The organism is Rhizobium mesoamericanum STM3625 (assembly GCF_000312665.1).
Classification (GTDB): domain Bacteria; phylum Pseudomonadota; class Alphaproteobacteria; order Rhizobiales; family Rhizobiaceae; genus Rhizobium; species Rhizobium mesoamericanum.
Genome location: NZ_HF536773.1, coordinates 1,063,883 through 1,086,788, shown reverse-complemented (window position 1 = coordinate 1,086,788; position 22,906 = coordinate 1,063,883). Strand labels below are relative to the sequence as shown.

The following is a 22,906-nucleotide window of genomic DNA, read 5'->3' as shown; positions in this document are numbered from 1 at the left end:
GATAAGGACCGATGGACTATGCGCCTACGCTTGTAGGAAACCCCACGTCACCTCCTCATCGCTCACCAGGCCAATATTGACGCCGCGACCATGGTTGCCATCGACCGGCTTAGTGACGACGGGAAAACGAAGGCGCCTTGCGGCGCGCACTGCGTCCGGGACGTCTTCGACAATGAAACTGCGTGGAACGGGAAGCCCCGCCTCATGCAGCAGCTTGCATGTCAGATCCTTGTCGCTGGCAATTTCAGCGGCTATTTCCGAGGTGAGCGTACTGCAGCCAGCCCTGATGCGCCGGAGATGCTTGCCGTAGCCCAGTTGCACTAGGCTGCTTGAGTCGAGTCGACGCCAGGGAATGCCACGCGCCTCAGCCTCCTTGATCAGAGATGCCGTGGTTGGGCCGAACGCCCGGTCCCGATGAAGCGATCGCAGAACGTCGAGCCCACCGGCAAGGTCGAACGCGTCGAGTGAAGAAACCGCAATTTTCTCGAGGTTTGACACTCCATGCAGCTCTGGCGGCAGCAGACTACCCACCAGTTCCAGCGCAAACCGCCCGGCCAATAGGCCAACCTCCTCGTCCTGATAGGCGTACATAACGTTGTAAACGCCCTTCTCGCCCGCCACCGAACGAGTTTTTCCCCTGGCAACGTCGGCCCCCACCATGTTCTGCAATTCGAGGGCGACATGCTCGGCCACGTGCCCAAGCCAGGTTCCTTCCGCCATGCGGCGGAGAAAACCACCGGCTTCGCCGTAGCAGCAGCCGTGTCGGTCGAGCCTGGGAAGCAGCCTCGTCAGCTTTTCCGCAAAGCCTGGAAGGCGGTTCGTCGGATACTGCTCCAGCGTTCCCAGGTCCAGCTGGATCCGGATCATTGGTGTTTGGCTGTAAAGGTGCGGTCCGCGATAGATGGTCGCCTCGCGCACATCCATGGGTCCCACCGCCCGCTCGTTCCTGACGGTGTTGTGGGATTTCATGCTGCTCCTCCGCGATTTTGATGGAACTTTGATCCATGACAACCGCATTCTCACATTCCGGTTCCGAGATAGCACGGAACCGCACTGTTGAAGCGGACGGTGCTTCGTGCCGATGCGCTTGGTTGGCTTCTATCCGGGTGCCGCAACTCATCCGACGGAGGCTGCGGAACAGGCTCATCAGTATGTGCGTTGGTTGTCTAAAATTATTATGCCCGGGAGGCAGATCTTCTATGACGACCGCTCTTGGCGAGCTCGAAGGAAAGGTCGTCCTTGTCGTTGAGGACGAGTTTGCTTTGGCCAGCGATCTCGCATCGAAGCTGGCGGAGATCGGAGTCAACACTATTGGTCCGGCACCCAGCGTCGAACGAGCGCTGGCCCATATCGAAGGGTCTTCGCGTATTGACGCTGCCATTCTGGATATCAATCTGGGGGGAGTGATGGTGTTTCCCGTTGCGGACGAGCTCTTGAAGCGCAACATCCCGTTCTATTTTGCGACCGGCTACAGCCGCGACGTTGTTCCGCCCCGCTTTGCAGATCAGATCTTCGTTGAGAAGCCGTTTGACAAGAAGGCCATCTACGGTGCCCTTACAGCCTGCCGAAGTTCGGTTAAAAAGGTATCGCGCGCACAAAAGAACCTCGTTCTTTCCGCGCTCTCGATCCGTGAACATGGTTTTATCCGGCCATTTCTGAAACCGGTTCAGCTCAACAAAGGTGAGGTCCTCGAGCAGCAGTTCGAAGAAATAAGGACGATTTTCTTTATCGAAACCGGTGTCGTATCGGTGATCGCTTCCTCCCTGGGCGGCTCACAGGTGGAGGTTGGCCTCATCGGGCACGAAGGGGTAACTGGCACCGGGCTGTTGGAAGGTGATTGGAGCACTCCCTACAAGCTCATGGTGCAGATCGAAGGGACCGCTCAGTGCATCGACGTCGACAGTTTTCTCCGTCTCACGCACAGGGCACCTCAGTTGCGTTCTCTTTTGTCGTCGTTTTCCAGATCGTTCGCAATTCAGATTAGCTATACCGCCCTTGCCAGCAGCCTCTATACGATCGAGCAGAGACTTGCCCGCTTGCTGCTCATGCTTGACGATCGGTCAGACGGCCATGTGCTGCAGCTCACCCAGGACCAACTGTCTGCCATGCTCGGTGTCCGGCGTGCGGGAGTAACAACCGCGCTTCCCTTCCTGGAAGGTGAGAAGCTTATCCGGTCGGTACGTGGAAAGGTGATCGTCGTGGATCGGGACGGCCTTATGCTGAAAGCCAACGGTTCTTATGGTATTCCGGAGATGGAGTATGAGCGCTTGATGGGGTTTCCCGCAAGAAGTACCGAGGAACTCGGCAAGAAAGTCGAGCGTGAATAATCAGTAAGAGGTTGCACCCATCGTGCAACTTTTGTCTTAAGCGAGGGTTCGAAACGCGAAGGCGTCAGTCGGGTAGACAGCTGTCACCTGTGTTCTTCGGAGAAAGCCCCAGTGGAAAAAAACAATCAAAATCTTTTCTCGGGAATGCGTGTCCTGATCGTCGAAGACGAATATTTTCTTGCCGACGAGACACGACGGAGGCTTCAAGACCTCGGTGCAACCGTTGTAGGTCCAGCGGCGAAAGTCAGCCGCGCGCTCGACCTTATTGCTCGTGAACACATCGATGCGGCAATCATCGATGTCTACCTCGGTGACGAACTCGCCTTCGCTGTTGCCGATGAACTGGAGGAGCGAGGGATCAGTTTTGTCTTTGCGACCGGCTACGATCCGTCCTCCATGCCGGGTAAGTACAAAAGGTTTGCGCTCTGTGTGAAACCGATCGAGTTGGAAAGGGTTGCAGTCGCCCTGTCGCTATGCCGTCCTGATTGAAAGTATACCCGCGTTCGTCGAAGTTCATCTCCTTGAGGCACTTGGTAGTAAAAAGCGTTTCCGGAGGAATGCACGCTCGCATGGATGCGGCGCGCTGAGGCCGCCTCTCTCGTCAATGTGCCCGAATGCAAAGCATGTTTCGGCGTCGCAGTCCGCGGCGCCTGGGCAGCGAGGCTGAACACGTCGCTCCCGTGCCACTATAGCCATCTCATACGGTGGGGTTCGCCTCCATGGTCAGGATCGCATCGCCCTCCTGTCAATCCTCAGCCGCCAGCCTCTAAATTCATGCGGTCTGGAGCGATAGCCGAAGCTCTCATCGCGAAACCCTGGAGCTGGCAGCAGGCAGCGGTCTGCGCGCGGACCGCCGCGCTTCCCCGACCTGTGGCCACCCTGCCGTCAAAGCATTACCAGGATCACAGCCATGGCGAGTGCCGAGATAAATCCGGCAGCACTCAATCCGAATGTCAGATAATCTGCCACCCTTTGCCATTGCTGGCTGAACTCCATGTTTCCAAGAACGGCCGCCAGCCCACCTGCCATCCAACTCGCCAATGTCAGTGCGCCAAGAAAAAGTGCCCACTGCGTTGCTGTATCCATTGTCCTGCTCCTTCGCGGATGCACGCCCGACACGGAAACCGTTGATCAATAACAACGCGGGAACTGCCTTGGTTTCTGTGCGATACCGCACGGGATGGAGCAGTATCGCATTTGATTCGGCAAACCGTTTGACAGCTCAGCCCGTCGCCGGAACTCACTGCGACCATCAAAGTCGGGTTCTCGATATCGGGAGCACGTCAACGAACTAGGATTTCTAAGTCGGCCATCAGGGTGTGGCAAATCCGCCGGATGCGGTATCGACTGGTTACTAACACCACCATCATCATGCAATGCTTTGCGATCGGGCGGTGACGGCATCGAGCGGGCGTTTCTCATCAACCGGGAAAGTGGAGCGCAAATCGATTCCTCGTAAGCGGCTCTGTGGACCGTGCGGTCAAGCTGGCCCTTCGGCGTCCCCACCTTTTACCGGCATACGCAGCGGCAGATAGGAGCGGGAAAGGCTTGACAGCTGTCGCGGACAGGCTCGTTGAACGGCTTGGGTACGGCCGGGCTGTGCTCCGGAACGAATGGCGCGCGCAGAAGTTCGGAGCTTTTGTTCGCGCAGGCTGAAAGTATGAAGATTTTAGTCATCGGCGCAACAGGACTGGTTGGCAGCGCGGTCTGCGCCCGGCTGGCGACAAGTGGACATGATGTCATGCGCGCGGTTCGTCCCGGAAAACGGCCGGCGGCTGACCCCGGCGCTTGGGTCGAAGTCGACGTGGCAGGCGCGGTTGATCCCGCCGACTGGCTGCGTCATCTCGAAGGCATAGATGCAGTCGTCAACTGTTCGGGCGCGCTGCAGGACGGAATGGGTCACAACATGGCGGGCGTCCACTCGCGCGGCCCACGAGCGTTGTTCCGTGCATGCGAGCAATCTGGTGTGCGTCGCATTGTTCATTTGTCGGCGACCGGGGTGGATCGGCAGCAGCCGTCGGCGTTCTCGCGCACCAAGCTTGACGGCGACATGGCATTGATGGAAACCGATCTCGGCTGGATAATACTGCGTCCCGCGGTGATCCTTGGCGACGCGGCCTTCGGCTCCAGTGCACTGTTTCGGGGGCTTGCCGCGCTGCCGCTTCTGCCATTGATGCCGTCCACGGGGAAACTTCAGGTGGTGCAGCTGGAGGACGTCGCAGAAACCGTGCTTCGCCTTGTCGACAAAACCGCCCCATCGAAACTCTCGCTCGAAATCGTCGGGCCGCAACAGCTTGAGTTCCATGAGATCGTAGAGCGATACCGAAGGTGGCTTGGCTGGCCTCCCGCAAAACGCTATTTGCTGCCCCGCCCGCTTGCGAGCCTTCTCTATTGGCTCGGCGACACTGCGGGCGTGTTGGGATGGCGGCCGCCGGTTCGAAGCACTGCCGCAAGGGAAATCGCTCGCGGTGCGGTGGGTGATCCAACGGATTGGATTGCCGCTACGGGAATCCGGCCGTTATCATTGGGTGAGGCTTTGGCGCGTCGCCCCGTTTCGGTTCAGGAGCGATGGTTTGCCAAACTCTACTTCCTAAAACCGATCATTTTTGTGCTGCTGCCACTCTTCTGGATATCGACCGGGATAATTTCACTGACATCAGGTTTCGAGAAGGGTGTCGAACTGATGCTGGCGGGCGGCGCAGGAGTCTTGGCAACACCCAGCGTGATCGCTGGGGCTTTTACCGACATCGTAATCGGATGCGCCATCGCTTGGCGCCGCATTGCACGATGGGGCCTCTTTGCAGCTGTCTTTCTGTCGCTCTTCTATGCCGCGGCCGGCGCGGCAATATTGCCGGAGCTGTGGAGTGAGCCGCTCGGGCCGCTGACAAAGATATGGCCAATCCTCGTGCTGCACCTCGTTGCTCTCGCGATTTTGGAGGAGCGATGATCTATTTCGTGCTCAAGTTCCTGCATATCATCGGCGCCACCGTTCTTCTCGGCACCGGCGCGGGCATCGCTTTCTTCATGCTGATCGCGCATCGCACCGGCAATGCCACGAGCGTGGCCGCCGTCGCGCGGATTGTGGTCATTGCGGATTTCGTGTTCACCACAACGGCTGTAATCGCACAGCCGGTCACCGGCATCGCGCTCGCCTGGAATGTCGGCTACTCCCTCTGGGATCGGTGGATCTTCTGGTCGATCGTTCTCTATCTTGTGACGGGCGTGTTCTGGCTGCCGGTCGTTTGGATGCAGATGGAGATGCGCAACATTGCAAGTAAAGCAGCGGCGACTGGCCAACCGCTGCCGGCGCGATACCATCGGCTGTTTTGGACCTGGTTCTATTTCGGCTTTCCGGCTTTCGCTGCGGTGCTGGGAATTATCTGGCTGATGATCACGCGCCCGGTCGGATGATCAGGGGCCATTTGCTGAAGGCTCAGCATCGCAATCGACGTGAGATGCAGTTCAAATATTCCTCCCGACAATTGAGAAAGCTTATGCAGAAGCCTCAACCGCGGATCGGCGCGCTCGGCGGCAACGGCCTCGTTCAGTTCTAACGGAAGGGTGAACTGAAAGACGGCACCTGGAAGTTCATTCAGGGAACCCCACAACCTTCCCCCATGCGCCTCGATGATCGACCGGTAGATGGACAGGCCCATGCCCAGGCCCTCGGGCTTTCGTCGTGTAGAAGGCCTCGAACGGCTGACGAGCACGCCGCCGGTTCGCATCCGCCTTGGTGCTGACCAGCACCTCCCGCGTCTCCCTTGTCGAGGCCGCTCAAAGCCTCGACCGCATTTAGGATCAGTTTAAGGATCACCAAACCGGAGGCTGGAATCAAATCGGAATGACTGGCCGGTCAAATCGGAATCGATGGCCGGCTTCGTCGGAATACGCACTTCATGATGGATGCGTTCTCGTGGGCCGTCGCACAATGCGAGGTCGGTGAGTCAGGTGACAAAGACTGCAACCACGAACGGTCTCAGCACTCCGTCGAAAAAAAGGTCCGCCACATAAACGGCATCACCTGGATCGTTGCCAAGCTGTACGTCCTCGTCTGATAAGTTTGCCCTTATCTTCAGCGTTCCGCTTCCCAGCTTCCAGTCGATGAAGAGGCACTTCTCTGGTGCGCCGATTACGGTACCTGAATACCCTTTTGCGTCCGCCAACATCGGAATGATGTGGTTGCTGCGGACCTTGAGAAGGTGGCGGATGTGCTCTGCCCACGCCAGGCCGCCGATTGACTCCGAATCGTGCCAATCAAGTTTGCTCCTCAACAAAGTATCCCAGCTATTTGGGTCGGGAATATCTGCCTCAGTCTTTCCAGCAGGAATACCGCCGAAATTCGCGGCTTCCGCGGGACGGTTCTGGCGCATGGCCTCAGCGATCTCACCGTGATAGTCCGCGAAGAAATGGAAAGGCTTCGCCGAGAGGTGCTCATCCCCCATGAACAACAGCGGTATTTGGGGAGAAAGCAGGAGTATTTCCGTGAGGGCGCGGTAGAGCTTGCCGTTTATGCCAATTGGGAGGCGATCACCAAGAGCGCGGTTGCCAATTTGATCGTGATTTTGCAGAAAATGGATGAAGGCAGTTGGCGGCAGTGCATCCGTGGGGGGCGGGGCGTCGCCGAGCACGGGTTTGCCCGGTTTAAGGTAGCCGCTCGCCATGGTCTGCTTGATTTTCCTCCATGGATCGTCCTTGAATGGCTCGTAGTGGCCGCTCGATTCACCAGTCACCGCTACATGAACCGAGTGATGGAAATCATCATTCCAGTCCGCCTTGTAGTGGCGTCCTCCCGGCGCGTCAGCCATCAAGTCAGTGCCATTCGTGGGATTCTCGGTGATCAGATGTACATGGCGGCCGTTGATCTCATCTCTGACGCAATTTGCGATCTCCTCCAGCACATGTACCTCGCTGCTATCTTTGATCTGATCGATCGCGTCCAACCGAAGGCCGTCTAGTCGAAATTCGCCAAGCCAGTAAAGGGCATTCTGGATAAAGAACGCTCGCACCTCCGGCCTCTCGTAAGCTATCGCCGCGCCCCAAGGCGTAGGGCTGTCGGATCTGAAGAAGTCCGGAGCGTATTTGCCGAGATAGTTCCCCTGCGGTCCGAAGTGATTGTAGACCACGTCGAGGAAGACCATCATCCCATGGCCGTGAGCAGCATCGATGAGTGCCTTCAAGTCGTCCGGAGTGCCGTAAGCATTGTGTGGCGCGAACTGAAGGACACCGTCGTAGCCCCAGCCACGGGTTCCTGGAAAGTGCGCAAGCGGCATAATCTCAAGTGCAGTTATGCCCAGGTCGACCAGAATCGGAAGCTTCGCTATAGCCGCGCTGTAGGTGCCTTCCCTAGTGAAGGCTCCGATGTGGATTTCGTAGATGACCGCCTGCTCCCAGGGACGGCCGCGCCATCCTGGGTTCAGCCACGTGTAGCTGTTGCTATCGGTCAAGACTGATGGTCCATCCAAGTCGCCGAGCTGCAGCCGCGAGGCTGGATCGCAGACCTGCCGGCCGTCGGACAACACGAATTGATAAGGTATGCCAGGACCCGCCGCGATGTCGATGACGTGCCAGCCATCGTTTAATTTCGTCATCGGATTGTTTGTTTGCCCGATTTTCAGCTTTACCATCTGCTCTACAGGAGCCCACAGTTCAAAACGCGTCTTCCCATCCGGGAGGAGAACGGGGCCCCATCTATGGTTTCTGTGGAAGATTGCTTGGTTTCCTTCCTCACTCATCTTAGAAGGCCCTGCCCACCGTCTACCCAGATAGGTGAACCCGTTATGTGCCGGGATTTCTCCGACGCCAGGAACGCAATCACATCAGCAACATCTTCACTACGACCTGGGCTGCCTCCGGTAATCGGGACTTGTCCCTCGGGCCAGATAACGGGGATGGCAGTCTGGTTTTTGCCGCGAATAACGGTATTAGCGTCGATGTTCGTCTCAATTTCACCGGGACACACGGCATTGATCCGAATGTGGTGACGGGCAAGTTCCAGCGAAAGTTGCTGCACCATGGCGACCTGAGCGGCCTTAGTGGCGGTATAAGCCGTCGCGCCTGGCGTGGTGAATGTCCTGGTGCCGTTTATTGAGGAGACTACGATGATCGAACCGCCTCCCGACGCCTTGAGGAGCGGTACGGTCGCGCGGATCGTTAAGAACGTCCCGGTAAGATTGACCGATATAGTTCTTGTCCACTCCAGAAGCGTTATGTCGTTAATAGGTGCCCAAACTCCGTTGATGCCCGCGTTGGCGACCACGACGTCCAGACGGCCGAAACGACCAATCAGTGAAGAAACGGCGGAGGCCATTTGTTCCTCATCAGAGACATCGGCAACTAGGGCGTTCGCCGCTCCGCCGGCTGCTTCGATCTCGCGGACGGTCTCTTCCAGTTCATCTTGGCTGTGGCCCAGAGCCCCGATTGCATAACCGTCCTTGGCGAGAGTTTTTGCCGAGGCTTCACCAATTCCGGATCCTGCCCCTGTTACCAGTGCTACGCGATCGCTCATCGTGCCTCCACGCTTAGAGCCGTTGATGCTCGAATGAACGCGCGGCATAGATATTTGATGCAGTACGGCATCGGACAATTTGGGGATGTGCAGTTATCCGAGATTGAAATCTGCAGGTCGAATTCCACCACGCTTTCAGCGGAAGGCCGAGAACCTGCGTTCTGTGCGAGTGCGAATCCATCATGTCATGGTCCGTGTATCGTTTCAGAGGCTGAAGATCGTCGACATCGCAGCTTTTTCAGATTCGCTTTCCGGCAGTTTTTTCGCGATTCGCTGTACGATCTCTCGTGGCCGTCGTTAGGTTTGAAAGGAGTATCCTTATGACAAAGATCACCGACGGCCTTAACGACCGACCAAGGGATTCCACCATCGCTCAGAGTGGTCGCGGCCTGTCGGACGTGTCGGTAATTGGTAACGTCGCGTGAGGGCCCGGGCGATGCCAGTGCGAACCTCCATAACTATGATGGCGCCCTTTATCATGGATATTCAGCGTGTTGGGCCTAGCCAAACTAAATGGCCGCCCCCACATTCGATATCGCCAACAATCTGGACAAACCGGACAATCTCTACTATCTTTGCCGTATAGATGAAGGAGGCGAACATGGTCGCTACCGCTCGAAAGTCGCAGCACAACGGTGGGATTGAGGTCGACAAGGCTGTCGTCGCCGACGTCCTTAAGGTCCTGGCGCGGCACAATCCTCGTCTCTCCAAAGCAGCCCTTGCAGCAACAGGCAAGGTCATGGCGGCGATCTCGGCCGCAACCGCCCGGCTGTCCGCTGAACAGCAGCGACGGATTGCCGCCGACGAAAAGGAACTGGCCCAGGCTGTGGAGGCGGTTGTGGCTAGCTTGGCGGAAAAATCCCGTCGCAATCTCGAGGAGGTTCCGGTCGGAAAGCCCTTGGAGGTCAGCACCGGGACGGGCCTCGGGCAATCCTTGGGCATCGAAGAGGGACGTCGCCGACTTGCCGAGTTTGCAACACCGGCTCGGATTGAGGACTGGGCGGGACCTGTTGCGGGTCCCGGCGACATAGAGAAGATGTTTGGCACGAAGCGATCGACACTGCACGATTGGCAGAAACGCGGGGCGGCGATCGGTCTGCTCAAGGGCGAGCGGAAACATGTCTTTCCCCTGGCTCAGTTTGTTGATGGTCGACCTGTGGAGGGCATGTCGCGGATCAGGAAGATCATTCCCAATCCGCGCGTTGCCTGGCAGTGGTTGATCCAGACGAAGCCAAGCATCGGAGGAGCGCCGCTCGACAGGCTCAAGAAAGGCTATGTTGACGAGGTTGTGGATGCCGCTGCGCGGGATTTCCGCTGAACCGTGAAGCTCGATTCCAGGACCGTTGCCGATCTCGCGCTCGCGTTTCAGCCGCAGTCATATCTCCGTGTCATGCCGGTCGCGCACAGGGCGACGCCGCTTGGCATGGGCGTCGGGAATACCAGGTTTTCCAGCCCGAGCCGGGCGTTCAAGCTCCTCTACATTGCGAGCGATTTGGCTACTGCCATCGCGGAGACCATTGTTCGTGACCGCTTTGAGGGGACGCAGGAACGTGTACTGGACGAGAGCGAAATCGAAGACTGGGCGGTAGCCGAGGTGACGGCGACCGATCCGCTTGTCGTTCTCGACCTGCGCACGACCGGGCTGCTGAAGTTAGGAGTCAGTACGGATGCGGCTCGGGCGAAGGAGCATCGCGAGGGACGGGAGCTAAGCGAAGTCGTCTATGGCTCCTTCGCCGTCGACGGCTTGCTTTACTCTTCGCGCCTCACGGCGGCGGCATGCGTTGCGGTCTATGATCGCGCTGTCGGGGTGAAGCTGACCGCTTCTCCAGCCGTGGAACTTGTGAGACAGGCGGATCTCGTCCCCGCCTTACAGTCGCTCGGCGTATCGATCCGGGCCGGACGATAGCGCGGTAGACTTTGGCCTTAGTCGATTTTCGCAAGTCGTTTTGCGTTGTGGTTCGTGCAAGGCGCCTTATCGCTTCGGTCCGAAAGTCTCGACGATCTCGCAATTCGCGATGAAGGCCGCCGGCCCATCTTTGACTTGCCAAAATTAACGTTGAGAGGGAGTCCGGAATAACCGGGTCGTCTGTTCATCCCTTCAACTGCCCAGACTTCGAGGCCTCAGGTTCTGCTCCCATCAAGGCGTAGGGACAATGGTCGCGCGCCCGAGGGAGCCGCGTAGTTGCTCATTCAGCATTCAACACTTCATGGTTGTTGAAATAGAATATTTAGGGAGAAACATAAAATATCGGGGTCGCATTCTTCAATTTTGCTTGTAGCATACAACTCTAAGATCGCTTTATCGACTGGCGACACGTTAGGGTCCGGAAAAAGCGAGAGATTGCTCACCATTGTCCGCGATGAGGTCGGAAAGCACGACTTTAACGGGCTGTTCGTCTGTCCGAGCGCGGCTGTGATCATATGCACTACCCGGTCGGCTCCGCTTCGCCGCCAGGCTGGCTGCAGACCGTTACTCGCTGCTTTGATCGCCCGCACGGAGTGTACTTTCGAGCGGCCCTGATAAATAGACGGATTTTCGGGGGCACCATTCGAGAGCTAGGGTAGACTGCCCAAATTCCCAACGGCTCGGGTTCGGCGTCTTCCAATATGATGTGTTCCAGCTTGCCTTCGTCGAAGGATGGATCAATGTACCATCGCGAAAGATTGGAAATGCCGAGCCCGCCCAAGCAAGCCTGATATACTGCTTCAATGGAGCTTGCTGAGAAGCGGCCCGAAATCTTTGCTGCCTCGCGCACTCTCACCGCCCGCTCGCTCGTGGCGGTGTTGAGGGATTTCATACTGCTCCGCGATTTGGACTGGATTCAGGTTACCTTGGTCCACTACAACCGCATTCCCACATCATGGTTCCGAAATTGTGCGGGACCGCATTTTCGGAGGTCCCCCAGTCGATGGGCTAAAAGCATTGCCTCCGGCCGGCCGCCGAAAAGAAGAAATGCGGCGTTTGGATGTGCGTGCCCCAAGGCACTTGGCAGAGAAAACAGAATTGCTTTAAAGAAATGCCCAGCGGCGGCCCCTTTTGAAAGCAAGATCGTTCGCTGACGTTTAAGGCGCGGAGCAAGGCGTATATGGTCTCTTCGGATACGGCATTGTTCCGGGTGGCGGCGCTATCGTTGCAGGTGATACTCCTGGGGTCTCATTCGGCGTTGAGCCAGGATGCAAGGTCCTCCGATGATCAGTGGATCGTAACGCTTGGTGGATCCGTCGAATACGGCCCCTCCTATGAAGGATCGAGGCACCTTTCCTTCAGCGGCATGCCGTCTTTTGATTTTCGACGCCTCGGCGAAGCGCCTGAGTACAGCGCGCCGGATGATAATATCGACTACGCGCTTTTCGATATCGGCGACATCGAAATCGGCCCCGTCGTCGGCCTGAGGGGTGGACGGTCGTCGTTTGACGATCCCGAACTGCAGGGTTTGCATTCAGTTCAGTGGAACCTGGATGCCGGCGTCTTTGCGCAATACTGGCCGATAGAGAATCGCCTGCGCGTGCGAGGGGAAACACGTCAGGCGTTGTGGGGCGGCGATGGCTTGCTTGCCGATCTATTTCTTGATTGGTTCCAGCCGGTCGGCGATCGCTGGCTGCTGTCTGCTGGTCCGCGCCTGTCTGTGGCAAACGGCACAAATATGCGCAACAATTTCGCGGTTTCCGCCGAGGAGGCCGCCAACAGTGGTCGCGTCGATGCGTTCGACACGAATGGTGGTCTCAAATCCATCGGTTTCACGGTTGCCGCGACCTATACGCTATCACCGGTCTGGAGCGTGCAGATCTACGACAAATATAGCCGCCTCGTGGGCGATGCCGCCAGCAGCCCGATCACCTCAAGGCTCGGCTCAGCCGACCAGAACGTCATCGGTATCACGCTCAACCGCTCCTTCCAGATCGGCTTTTGAGCTCTGCGCTGCTGCTATCTCATGCTGGCCGATATAGTCCCGCGTCACGGGAATGACGTCGTTGCGCTTGCTTAATTGGATCTGGAAAACCACCAGATCTTCGTAGCGAAATGCGGCTTCGGCGCTTGCAAGGTAGAACTCCCACATACGGCAAAAGCGTTCGTCGTAGAGTGCTGCAGCCACTTGCCAGCTCGCCAGAAAGCGCTTTCGCCAATGAGCCAGCGTCCAGGCATAGTGCAGGCGCAGCACCTCGATATCAGTAACCGCAAGACCGGCTTTCTCGATTTCGGGAAGGATCTCCGACAGCGCGGGAATGTAGCCGCCGGGAAAGATGTATTTGTCGAGCCAAGGCGTGGTGAAGCCGGGTGTTGCGGAACAGCCGATGGTGTGGAGAACCATGATGCCGTCATCTTCAAGCAGGTCCGCACATTTTTCGAAGAAGGCGCGGTAGGATGCGAGACCGACATGCTCGAACATGCCGACTGACACGATCCGGTCGAACCGGCCGCTCAGGCTGCGATAATCCTGAAGGGCAAACCGGATATCCGCCTCCATCCGCTCGTGTTCGGCAAGCCGTTTCTGGGCGTAGCCATGCTGCTCCTCCGACAGGGTGATGCCGAGCACATGCCCGCCCGGCACATGCTTGGCGATATGCAGGGCCAGCCCACCCCAGCCGCAACCGATATCGAGCACACTCTTGCCAGGCGCAAGCTGCATTTTTGCGGCGAGATGCCGCTTCTTGGCAAGCTGCGCCGCATCGAGCGACTGGTCGGGGCTCTCGAAATAGGCGCAGGAATATTGCCAGTCCGCATCGAGGAAGAGTTCGTAGAGCCTCCCATCCAGATCGTAATGGTGGGCGACATTTGCTTTGGAGCGGGCTTGCAGATTGCGATGGCGGAAGATGCGCAGCCATGTGCGGGCACGGTCGATCAGCCGGGCGATGAGGGGATGCTTGGCGTTCTGCGCCTCGCGCAGCATCATCGCCAGGAAGTCGTGGAGTGAGCCCTGTTCGATGAGAAAACGGCGATCCATATAGAGTTCGCCGAGCCGCAAATCGGCGTCGATGAGAAACGCCCATTGCGCTGCAAGGTCGGCAAAGCTGACATGCACGCGTTCTCCGGACCCGTCGCCGAAGCAAAGTTGCTGCCCATTGGATGCTGTGACATCGAGGCCGCCACGAGTGACGATGCGCGAAAGCGCTCGCTTGAGGACCCAATTGCTAAACGCCGAGGCAGCGGCTTTGCCATGGCGGAGGATGAAGTTCTGGCTTGGCCGCATCACCGATCCTTGCTGACATGGGCGTGCGGCAGAATCGGTCCGCCATCGCGGTCGCTGATGGCGCCCGGTTTTTCCGATGCGCAGGCGATCAGCCAGACACCGGCGAGGATCAGACCGCTGCCGACGATCTGCAGGCCGACGATCGGTTCGCCGAAAGCGAACCAGCCGGTGGCAACGACCAGCAGGTAGCTGATGCCAGAAAGCGGAAAGGCCTTGCTGAGGTCGAGTTCGGCGAGCACCGTCATCCAGATGAAGAAGCAGACGATCTCGACGACGACGGCTGCCAGGATCCAGTGCGAGGTCAGCGCATCCTCCAGCCAGGCCGTTCTCTCGACATTGCCGAGTTGCGCCGCGCCTAGCTTGGTGAAGATCTGGAACAGCGTGTTGAGGACAGGCACGGCAAGCCATGTCAGGCGCATTGACGTCATCACTTGGCCTCGTCCTGCGAGAAGAGGGGGGAGACCAGCCGCAACAGCGCCTGCAGCAGCCGATTGCGGTGGCGGAAGAACATGGTGTTTGCCGTAAGCTGGCTGCCGAGCCGCACCTTGTTTTCATAATAGGCCTGGCCGCTTTGGTAGCGGCAGAGACCACGATCGAGGCAATAGCGTAGGTTGGTGAACCAACTGAGGAAATAGAGGTTGTAGGGTCGTCCTCGCTCGCCATCCATGCAAAAGAACTTGTCGATTGCGAGCCGTTCGTCATGAACGATCAGGTTGGCGGCGAGCAGCTCGTCGCCGACGAAATAAAGGGCGCAGAACGAGCGGCCCGCCATATGGGTGAGGATGCCTTCAAAATAGGCTGGGGTCAGTTCTTCGAACTGCCATTCGCTGCGATTGCGCGTGTCATGATAGAGCGTCATCACCCGAGGAAGCAGATCGCCGATATCGGTTCTGATTTCGACCCTGATGGCATCAAAGGATTTCAGCTTGCGCCGCATGTCCTTTCGGGTGCCTGCCGACAGTCGGCCCATATAGTCGTCGATGGTCTTGAAATCGATATCAAGCCAGGCGGACGGAAGGCCGCCGATGGCAGCATAACGGCGTTTTGAAAACAGCGCGCCGAATTCGGAGGCAACCGGTGCCGGAATATCCTTGATCCCCATCAGCGCACAGCCCTCTTTGGCCGCAAGCGCCTCGAAGGCAGCAAGCAATTCTCCAAACAGCGCCTCGCGGCGCTCCTCGGGCACGTCGGCATGAAAGCCTATCGCGCCAGTTTCGGTGCAGGGTGAGCCAAGGCAGGCAAGCCGCAGAACGAGAAAACCCGGTGCATGCTGCCGCACGCGACGTATCAGTCGTCGCAGCACACCTTCTTCCAGCGTGGTATCCAATGGATAAGGGCACAGGAAAGCTGGCATGGCAGCGGTGATTTTTCCGTCCTCAACGACGGTCAGGTAGCGCCACTCGAAGTCGCCGATGCCGGCGTCTTCTATCGCCAGCAGGCAATCGTAATCCTCGACATGTCCCCGGAAGCACGCGTTCCAGGCCTCACGGCCGATGGCGCGGATCGTGTCGTAGACGTGCGTGACGGGCTCGAAGCTGCCGGGAAAGGGACGTTTATGCGCGAATTGCAGCATGGCCTGCCTCAAAAAAATCCGCCGTGAAAGCCGCGACCTGCCGATGCTGGCGATCGAGATGGATCATGTGGTAGCTGTCCTTGATCCACCGCAGTTCATGCGGTCCGCCAATATGCTCGGAGATGTAGAGGGCATGTCTTGGATTGCTCAGATCGTCTTCTTCCGCATGCAGGATTAGCGTCGGTGTCTGGATCTGCGGCAGGGTTCCGCGAAGCGCCTTGCCAAGCCGGTGCATTTCGACAATGCCGCGGCCGGGGAATTTCTCGAGCATTCCTTCGCCTGTCATGCCTTCGACCATGCGCCGCATCCGTTCGTCCTTGATGCCGAGAGAGTCATTCTCCCTGAAATTGAGACGGTCGAGGAAAGGGATGCACGACAACCATCCGATATGCGGCGACAGCAGCGTATAGTGCCTGGGAACATCCCAGCCGTCATAGTGGAAGCACGGCGAATAGATGGCGACCGCCTTGATCAGGTCCGGCCGCTGCTCGGCTGCAAGCAGTGAGAGCTTTCCGCCAACGCAGATGCCGGCCGCAAATATCTCCTGCGTGCGCTCGGCCAGGAATTCGGAGGCCTGCAGCACGCTTTTCAGCCAGTCTTCCCAATTCGTGCGGCGCAGTGTCCTGATATCCTCACCATGGCCGGCCAGCAGCGGCGCATGGACGCTGTAGCCGCGACGATTGAGCTGGCGGGCGACAAGCTTCATTTCGGCCGGCGCCCCGGTAAGGCCGTGGATCAGCAGCACACCTTTGCCATTCGTGCCTTCCAGGAAGAAACTCAATTCCTCAGACCTCATGCCGAAGCTCCGCCTCGCGGTTTTCCGGGGCCATGAAGCCAAACGCATGGCAGGTGCTGATCACGTGCGTGCCCGCCCTTTCCTGCTCGTCCTTGATCTGTTCGTGCAGGGCCGAGAGTTTTGTCCAGTGGGTGCGCGGCCGGTAATGATGTTCGGCATGATAGCCATTGCCGAACCACAGCCAGTTGTAGAAGGGCTTGTGGCTGCTCACGCCCCAGGCAATCGGTTCGTCCGGATCACCATGAAGATGCTCGTAATAGCCGTTGAGCGACGACAGGCAGTTGCCGGCATAATAGAAGGGCACGAAGAACAGTACGGCCTTCCAGTCGTAGATCAGTGCAATCGCCACCAGGCCGAGAAAGGCCAGCAGCTCGAAACGGCCCCACGCGGCATCGAAGGGACGCCGCCTGGCGATGGCCTTGTGGATATCGCCGAGACTGTCGCGGAAGAAGCTCTTCAGCGTATAAGACCAGACGTTTTCCGGCTCGCCGTTCCGGCCATGGCGATAGATCGACAGAAGATCGACCGTCTCGCCCTTCTCGTCCGGCCGGTCACTGTTGCCGGAGTGATGGCGCATATGCACCCAGTGGTAATAGGTCTGGGAAAAGCCGATCGCCACCGATTCCATCAGGCTGAAGGCGTAATTCATCCATCGTGGCTTGAAATAGGGGGTGTGGATGAAATTGTGCGAGATGCTGTTGATATTCCAGGATATCGACACGGCATAGAGGCATCCGAGGATCAAAGAGGCCCAGAGCGGCCGGCTCTGGAAGTCGACGATCAGGTAGACGTCGAAAACGAGATGCGCCACTGCGGCAAGGACGGGGGCGGCATCCCACCTCGTATGAGCAAAGATTTTCATAGTCCGGTTGCTCCGACACAGGCCACGCCGGCGGTAACGAGAAACACGCCCGTCGCGTGACGAAGGTTGATATTTTCCCTGAAGATGACGGCGCCGGCGACGACGGTCGCCACATAACTCAGCGCCATCAGGGGGAAGGCGATCGTGAGCGGCACGCTGGCGAGCACAACGGTCCAGGCCAGCAGTTCGATGGCCCAGAATGCGATGCCGAGCCAGGTCAGCGGTTTGGCGAGCGTCGCAACCACAGGGCGGTCGCTGGCAGCCTGCTTGAAGCAGACCTCGCGCGCCGTTTCCACCAGCACGCAGAAGAGGATCAGGCCGAGCATGGGCAATGTGAGACTGCCGGTCATCCCATCGATTCCGCCAGGACTTCCAGCAATGCGTGATTTGCGGCACTGTTGATGTTTCGCACCGCGTCGGCTGCCTGCCGCAGACGCGGTTGATCAATGAAGATTTCGGCCTGTTTGAGCAGGCGGGTCATGATCCCGCCGGCATAGTTCGGCACCGAATAATCGCCGATGACATCAGCACCGATGATGCGATGGCGGCTGCCGATCTCGCTGATCAGCGCCATCAGATAGGGCAGCCGCATGCGCCCCTGATCCCAGTTGGTCACGGCATCATCGGCGGCGAGTACGTCCTTGTCGATCGTGACATAGACTGCTTCGGTGCCGATGCGGCTGAGGATCCGATCGATGAAGTTGTCCTCGCCGATTTCGGAGATGGAATTCCAGTGAAGGGCGCCTCCGTCCTGGTGGTAGCTCGGGCCGTTTCCATAATCCGCTTTCACCCGGCTCGGGGGATGCTCGTAAGGATAAAGTTCGAGCTTGCCTTGCCGCAGCCAGCTCAGATTGGCGCCCTTGCGCTCGGGATTGCGCAGGTCGTGGCTGCAGACCCCGACCGTAACAACCCTTTCGATATAAGGGTTTGAAAGGGCGCTGTTGACCCACGAGCCGCAATGCATGCCGCCCTCGAAATTCACCCAGTCTGGGTGATTGTCGAAATGAACGAGTGTGGTCGAAGCTGGACGCCGTTCGAGAGCGGCATCGAGCAGCAGGGCGGTCACATGATGGAAGTCGCCCGAGCCCATGAAGGCAAGCTGCGGCCCTTTGCTGCGCAGCGGCAGCGACCTGGCTATGTCCCGTCCGAGTTCGGCAAGCATGTTCTGCCTGCTCCACAGTCTGATCGCCTTGCCGCTCAGCTTGTCGACATGGTGGCACGCGCCTGCAAGCGTGCAGGCGCGCACGAAGTCTGGCTGCAACTCCAAAGCATCGTCGAGATGAAGGAGGAGAAGCTGCACTATCCTATCTCCGGACTGCGCGCGTGAAGAGCTGGTCGAGCAGCGTCAGCGCCAAGTCGATCTCGTCGCGGGTAATCAAAAGGTTCGGGGCAAGCGTGATGACGTTCTTATGGTAGCCGCCGACGTCGAGAACGAGGCCATAGGTCTTGTTGCCGACCATAAGGTCGCCCTTCATGCCCTCATCGCAAAGCCAGTCCATCGTCGCCTTGTCAGGCGTGAAACCGTCTTCCTTGCAGATCTCGCATCTCAGCGCCAATCCGAGGCCGTCGACATCGCCGACGATCGCATGGCGCTTCTGCAGCTGTTTCAGGCCATCGAGGAAATATGCGCCCTTGGCCATGATCGCGGCGCCGAAATCTTCCTCTTCCAGCATCTTCATGGTTTCCAGCGCGACGGCCGTGCCCATCGGATTGCTGGCGAAGGTGGAATGGGTGGAGCCGGGCGGGAAAACCGTCGGATTGATCATTTCTTCCCTGGCCCAGACGCCCGACAGAGGGTTGAGCCCATTTGTGATCGCCTTGCCGAAGACGAGAACGTCGGGCGAAACGCCGAAATGTTCGATCGACCAAAGTTTGCCGGTCCGGTAGACGCCCATCTGGATCTCGTCGACGACGAGCAGGATGCCGTGTTGATCCAGAACCTTCTTGAGTTCGGTGAAGAAATTCATCGGCGGAATGACATAACCACCGGTGCCCTGGATCGGTTCGACATAGAAGGCGGCATATTCTGCGCTGCCGACTTTCGGATCCCAGACGCCATTATATTCGCTTTCGAAGAGGCGAGCGAATTTGCGCACGCAGTGCTCGCCATATTCCTCCTTCGTCATGCCCTTGGGGCCGCGGAAATGGTAAGGAAACTCGACGAAGTGCGCTCTTTCGCCGAAATGGCCGAAGCGGCGGCGATAGCGATAGCTGGAGGTGATCGCCGAGGCGCCAAGCGTGCGGCCGTGATAGCCGCCTTCAAACGCGAACATCAGGCTTTTGCCGCCGGTATAATTACGCACCAGCTTCAGCGAATCCTCGATCGCCTGCGATCCGCCGACATTGAAATGAACGCGTCCTTTGCGGCCGAATTTGCGTTCGGCGTCCTGCGCGATCATGGCGGCCAGTTCGACCTTCTCGCGATGCAGATATTGCGAAGCGACCTGCGGCAGCCGGTTCAGCTGGCGATGGACGGCGGCATCCAGCCGTTCATTGCGATAGCCGAAATTGACGGCGGAATACCACATCTGCAGGTCGAGAAACGGCGTTCCCGTGGCATCATAGAGATAGGAACCTTCGCATTCCTCGAAGAATTTCGGCTCCGCCGAATAGTGGACCGTATCGCCGTGAGAGCAATAGGTCTCCTCCAGCAGGCGCAGCTCGGCTTCCGATAGGTCGGAGAGCGGCGTCTTTTCGTTGAAGCTTTCAGCGTTCACAATGTTCATAAGGGCCTCTCGGTGTTCTGATTCAGGCGATTTTCGATTGCAGCACCGCGCGACGGTCTCGCGCGATGCTCGGAATGACGGCCTTCATTTTGGAAAGCAGGTCGGCGAAATCATCGAAGGCGATGAATGGGATGTTCTCGTCGCCGCAGTAGTCGGCGAGCTTGTCCTTAGCGAAGACGAGGTCGGCTCTACCGGCGACGCAGAAGTCGCTCCGTCCGTCGCCGATATAGATCTCCGGCTCGCGGCCAGAGACGATCCGGCATTTGCACACGCCCGAGCCGGACGAACAACCGGCTGAGTTGGAGGTGGGTGCCAGGGTGTAGCTGGCGACGCCATCGACACCGCTACATTGAAGCAGATTGGCAACGACCGGCAGATCGGTGATGCCATTGCGCCTCAACACGTGCCGGATGAAATAGTCGACGCCGTCGCTGACGATCGTCAGGGGCAGGCCGTTGATGCGGCAGTAGTCGCGGAAGGCGAGGAAGCCCGGGTCGATTGCCACGGTGTCAAGGATGGCGTCCAGTTCGCGACGGCTTGCCCGAATGAGGGAGATCTGGCGGCGCATGCACTCTCGTGATCCGATCAGTCCGTCTTTCCATTGCTGCTCGAGGTCTTCCCACTCAGGCTCGGCAAAACAGGACAGCACAACATCCGTCACGTCCTGAATGGAAATCGTGCCGTCAAAATCAGAAAATACCTGCATCAAATAGTCCTTCGATCTGCCTTGCGGTGGTGTTTACCGATGGCCAATGAGGCAGACCTGAGAGCAAAATGATGCGAAAATGAAAAATGACGGAGCCGTTGTCGCGGATCGTGATCGGCGCAGTCGGTCCTGCGTCAGTTCTTCGGCAGCCGCAGTTCGACCCGCAGACCGCTGCCATACGAGGGGGTGGATAGCTTCACGGAAGCGGCAAGCCGGTCTGCGGTGTCGGCAACGATCGCAAGCCCGAGACCTGCTCCTTCGGCATTCAGCGTGTCGAGACGATAGAAGCGGTTGAACACCGCCTCCCGCTCTTCGGGCGGTATGCCTGGTCCGCTATCGCTGATCGATATCAGCCAGAACGCGCTTTCCGCGGAGAGGACGACCTCGATCGCGCCGCCGACCGGCGTGTATTTGATCGCATTGTCCAGGAGATTGCTGATCATCATCTGCAGCAGCGATTCATCCGTCCTGATCTGAGCCGATTCCGGCCCTTCCAGCGAGACGTCGAGATTGCGGCTATTGATGATCTTGCCGAAGTCCGCGATCATCGACGCGATCATGTGATAAATCTGAACCGGCATCGGATCGAGCGGGTGGTGGCTGACCCTGGCAAGGCGCAGCAACTGCTCGATGAGATGGGTGGCTCTGTTGTTGCTGGTCACCAGATCCGAGATGATCGCCTTCTGCTCCTGCTGGTTATCGGTGCTTGCCAGCATCTGGAGCAATAGTTTGACGCTTGCCTGCGGCGTGCGTAGCTGATGGGCGGCAAGATCGGAAAAGCGCCGCTCAAGGGTGAGGGACCGGCCGAGCTTTTCGAGAAGCTGGTTGATCGACCGGCCGAGAGGCAAAAGGTCCCTCGGCAGGTCCTTGACCGCAATGGCCGAAAGGTCGTCCGGCGAACGGATGCGGATCTGGTGCACAAGCCCGTGGATGGTCCGCAGGCCATTGTGGATCCCGAGCCAGATCAGAAAGCCGATTACCGGCACCAGCACGAGAAGCGGAAAGAACAGGTTTAGAAGGATGTTGGAAACCAGGGTTTGGCGCAGGGACATCTTTTCGCCGACTTCCATGACAATGCCCGAAGCCGGGATCGGCAAGGAGTAAAGCCGCCAGTTCTCACCGCGGTAAGAAAGGTCGCTGAAGCCCGCTTTCTGATAGGGCACGTCGGAGAGAAATGCGGTGCTGGAGTAAAAAATGATCTTACCGTTCACCCAGGCGCGGAACATGTGCGCATCGGCGTAGTCGTCTGCGTCCTCGTTAAAGGCGAGTTGATTGTCCATGTTGAAGTCGATGTCGTCGACCTGTTGCGGCGTGTGCTCCGGCGAGTGCTGTAACCGGTTGTGCAGCAGCCCCCACAATACGTTTGCATCATTGATAAGCTGCGCGTCGTAGATATTGTTGATCTCGCGCGTGGCGCTTTTGAAGGCGAAGGCGCCGACCACCAAGATCGTCACGACGACGACAGGGGCGATCCGCAGGAAGAGCTTGCGCGTAAGGGTTGATGGCCTCATCGTTCGATCATGTAACCAATGCCGCGGATCGATTTGATGAAATCGGTGCCGAGCTTCTTGCGCAGATTGTAGATCGTGACCTCGATGGCATTGCTTTCGACGCTGCTATAGGCATCGTAGAGTGCGTATTCGATATCGTTCTTCGTCACGTAGCGACCGCTGCGCTCCATCAGGAGCTTGAGCAGGTGAAACTCCTTTGCCGTGGTGTGCACCTGTATGTTGCCTTTGCGGGCTACCATTGCCGATGGATCTAGCTCGATATCCCCGCACCGAAGCAGGATTTCCGTCCGGCCGTCGCGTCGCCGGATCAGCGCCCGCAGGCGGGCAAGCAGTTCGTCAAGATCGAAGGGTTTGACTAGATAGTCGTCCGCTCCCTCGTCAAGACCCTCGACCTTTCGCCGGACATTGTCGAGCGCCGTCAAAAGCAGGATGGGAACGGCGTTGCCTTTACGTCTCACAGCTTTCAGCACCTCGATGCCGCTGAGACGCGGCAGGTTGATGTCAAGGATGACGGCTGCAAAATCCGAATGCTCCGTCGCTTCAAGACCTGACGCGCCGTCGCGCATCCAGTCGACCCCATAGGCATGCTTTTCGAGTGCCTTCTTCAAGGATGAGCCGAGAATGCTGTCGTCTTCGACAAGGAGAATGCGCACGGTCGTTTCGTTCCTGCAATAGACGGAGATTTGCCGATGAGAAGGGCGATTTGAAGCA

The 22,906-nt window shown here is 58.2% G+C and carries 24 protein-coding genes; 7 read left to right on the top strand and 17 right to left on the bottom strand.

Going from position 1 to position 22,906, the window contains the following annotated elements; genetic code table 11:
- Window positions 1-24: 24 nt before the first annotated feature.
- A complete protein-coding gene (locus tag BN77_RS35075; protein ID WP_007537500.1) occupies window positions 25-969 on the bottom strand; it encodes a cyanophycin synthetase family protein in 945 nt (314 codons plus the stop codon).
- 230 nt (window positions 970-1,199) lie between these two features.
- Here BN77_RS35075 and BN77_RS25325 point away from each other — a divergent pair, with 230 nt between their 5' ends.
- Together BN77_RS25325 and BN77_RS25320 are read left to right on the top strand one after the other, a co-directional pair.
- Entirely contained in the window at window positions 1,200-2,327 is a 1,128-nt protein-coding gene (locus BN77_RS25325) for a helix-turn-helix domain-containing protein (protein WP_007537496.1), read from the top strand.
- Between the two features lie 111 nt (window positions 2,328-2,438).
- Window positions 2,439-2,816 carry a response regulator gene (locus BN77_RS25320; RefSeq protein WP_007537493.1) on the top strand — a complete coding sequence of 126 codons (378 nt, stop codon included), beginning with the start codon at window positions 2,439-2,441 and terminating at the stop codon, window positions 2,814-2,816.
- A 396-nt stretch (window positions 2,817-3,212) separates the two neighbouring features.
- On the opposite strand, the gene BN77_RS25315 is transcribed toward BN77_RS25320, so the two are convergent.
- On the bottom strand, window positions 3,213-3,413 hold the full coding sequence (locus tag BN77_RS25315) for a hypothetical protein (protein WP_007537492.1): 201 nt from the start codon (window positions 3,411-3,413) through the stop codon (window positions 3,213-3,215).
- Between the two features lie 574 nt (window positions 3,414-3,987).
- Here BN77_RS25315 and BN77_RS25310 point away from each other — a divergent pair.
- Window positions 3,988-5,274, top strand: coding sequence for an SDR family oxidoreductase (locus BN77_RS25310; protein ID WP_007537490.1), 1,287 nt, complete (start codon window positions 3,988-3,990; stop codon window positions 5,272-5,274).
- On the top strand, window positions 5,271-5,738 hold the full coding sequence (locus BN77_RS25305; protein ID WP_007537488.1) for a DUF2269 family protein: 468 nt from the start codon (window positions 5,271-5,273) through the stop codon (window positions 5,736-5,738). Before BN77_RS25310 ends, BN77_RS25305 begins: the two co-directional genes overlap by 4 nt.
- Here the strand turns inward: BN77_RS25305 and BN77_RS35715 are convergent.
- The 3 genes from BN77_RS35715 to BN77_RS25295 form a co-directional block, all read right to left on the bottom strand.
- Window positions 5,666-5,983 carry an ATP-binding protein gene (locus BN77_RS35715; protein WP_157224514.1) on the bottom strand — a complete coding sequence of 106 codons (318 nt, stop codon included), beginning with the start codon at window positions 5,981-5,983 and terminating at the stop codon, window positions 5,666-5,668. The two genes, BN77_RS25305 and BN77_RS35715, sit on opposite strands and share 73 nt — an antisense overlap.
- 288 nt (window positions 5,984-6,271) lie before the next feature.
- Window positions 6,272-8,059: a malto-oligosyltrehalose trehalohydrolase gene (gene treZ / locus BN77_RS25300; protein ID WP_007537486.1), complete on the bottom strand. Its 1,788-nt coding sequence runs from the start codon at window positions 8,057-8,059 to the stop codon at window positions 6,272-6,274.
- Entirely contained in the window at window positions 8,056-8,832 is a 777-nt protein-coding gene (locus tag BN77_RS25295) for an SDR family oxidoreductase (RefSeq protein ID WP_007537484.1), read from the bottom strand. Before BN77_RS25295 ends, treZ begins: the two co-directional genes overlap by 4 nt.
- A 601-nt stretch (window positions 8,833-9,433) precedes the next feature.
- Between BN77_RS25295 and BN77_RS25290 the strand changes: the two genes are divergently transcribed.
- A complete protein-coding gene (locus BN77_RS25290; RefSeq protein ID WP_007537482.1) occupies window positions 9,434-10,150 on the top strand; it encodes an antitoxin Xre/MbcA/ParS-like domain-containing protein in 717 nt (238 codons plus the stop codon).
- 3 nt (window positions 10,151-10,153) lie between these two features.
- Window positions 10,154-10,738: an RES family NAD+ phosphorylase gene (locus BN77_RS25285; protein WP_007537480.1), complete on the top strand. Its 585-nt coding sequence runs from the start codon at window positions 10,154-10,156 to the stop codon at window positions 10,736-10,738.
- Between the two features lie 520 nt (window positions 10,739-11,258).
- Here the strand turns inward: BN77_RS25285 and BN77_RS35965 are convergent.
- Entirely contained in the window at window positions 11,259-11,630 is a 372-nt protein-coding gene (locus BN77_RS35965; RefSeq protein WP_040678443.1) for a LysR substrate-binding domain-containing protein, read from the bottom strand.
- A 288-nt stretch (window positions 11,631-11,918) separates the two neighbouring features.
- On the opposite strand from BN77_RS35965, the gene BN77_RS25275 reads away from it, so the two are divergent.
- The gene (locus tag BN77_RS25275) at window positions 11,919-12,743 is read left to right on the top strand and encodes a MipA/OmpV family protein (protein ID WP_007537476.1); all 825 of its coding nucleotides are present in this window, start codon (window positions 11,919-11,921) and stop codon (window positions 12,741-12,743) included.
- Here BN77_RS25275 and BN77_RS25270 read toward each other — a convergent pair.
- From BN77_RS25270 to BN77_RS25220, 11 genes are all read right to left on the bottom strand, one after another.
- A complete protein-coding gene (locus tag BN77_RS25270; RefSeq protein ID WP_007537474.1) occupies window positions 12,684-14,021 on the bottom strand; it encodes an SAM-dependent methyltransferase in 1,338 nt (445 codons plus the stop codon). The genes BN77_RS25275 and BN77_RS25270 overlap by 60 nt on opposite strands.
- A complete protein-coding gene (locus BN77_RS25265; RefSeq protein WP_040678440.1) occupies window positions 14,021-14,449 on the bottom strand; it encodes an EamA family transporter in 429 nt (142 codons plus the stop codon). The genes BN77_RS25270 and BN77_RS25265 overlap by 1 nt, the downstream gene beginning before the upstream one ends.
- Window positions 14,449-15,594, bottom strand: a complete 1,146-nt coding sequence (locus BN77_RS25260; protein ID WP_007537470.1) for a GNAT family N-acetyltransferase — start codon at window positions 15,592-15,594, stop codon at window positions 14,449-14,451. Before BN77_RS25260 ends, BN77_RS25265 begins: the two co-directional genes overlap by 1 nt.
- Complete coding sequence (locus BN77_RS25255; RefSeq protein ID WP_007537468.1) at window positions 15,575-16,390, bottom strand: alpha/beta hydrolase; 816 nt, start codon at window positions 16,388-16,390, stop codon at window positions 15,575-15,577. The genes BN77_RS25260 and BN77_RS25255 overlap by 20 nt, the downstream gene beginning before the upstream one ends.
- Window positions 16,380-17,252, bottom strand: coding sequence for a fatty acid desaturase family protein (locus tag BN77_RS25250; protein WP_007537466.1), 873 nt, complete (start codon window positions 17,250-17,252; stop codon window positions 16,380-16,382). Before BN77_RS25250 ends, BN77_RS25255 begins: the two co-directional genes overlap by 11 nt.
- Entirely contained in the window at window positions 17,249-17,602 is a 354-nt protein-coding gene (locus BN77_RS25245; protein ID WP_007537464.1) for a DMT family transporter, read from the bottom strand. Before BN77_RS25245 ends, BN77_RS25250 begins: the two co-directional genes overlap by 4 nt.
- Window positions 17,599-18,552 carry an arginase family protein gene (locus BN77_RS25240; RefSeq protein ID WP_007537462.1) on the bottom strand — a complete coding sequence of 318 codons (954 nt, stop codon included), beginning with the start codon at window positions 18,550-18,552 and terminating at the stop codon, window positions 17,599-17,601. Before BN77_RS25240 ends, BN77_RS25245 begins: the two co-directional genes overlap by 4 nt.
- A gap of 4 nt (window positions 18,553-18,556) precedes the next feature.
- Complete coding sequence (locus tag BN77_RS25235) at window positions 18,557-19,978, bottom strand: aspartate aminotransferase family protein (RefSeq protein WP_007537461.1); 1,422 nt, start codon at window positions 19,976-19,978, stop codon at window positions 18,557-18,559.
- A 22-nt stretch (window positions 19,979-20,000) separates the two neighbouring features.
- The gene (locus BN77_RS25230) at window positions 20,001-20,684 is read right to left on the bottom strand and encodes an MtnX-like HAD-IB family phosphatase (protein ID WP_007537459.1); all 684 of its coding nucleotides are present in this window, start codon (window positions 20,682-20,684) and stop codon (window positions 20,001-20,003) included.
- Between the two features lie 134 nt (window positions 20,685-20,818).
- Window positions 20,819-22,195: a sensor histidine kinase gene (locus tag BN77_RS25225; protein ID WP_007537457.1), complete on the bottom strand. Its 1,377-nt coding sequence runs from the start codon at window positions 22,193-22,195 to the stop codon at window positions 20,819-20,821.
- Window positions 22,192-22,848 (bottom strand): response regulator transcription factor, encoded by a 657-nt coding sequence (locus BN77_RS25220; protein WP_007537455.1) that lies wholly within the window; start codon window positions 22,846-22,848, stop codon window positions 22,192-22,194. Before BN77_RS25220 ends, BN77_RS25225 begins: the two co-directional genes overlap by 4 nt.
- Window positions 22,849-22,906 lie beyond the last annotated feature (58 nt).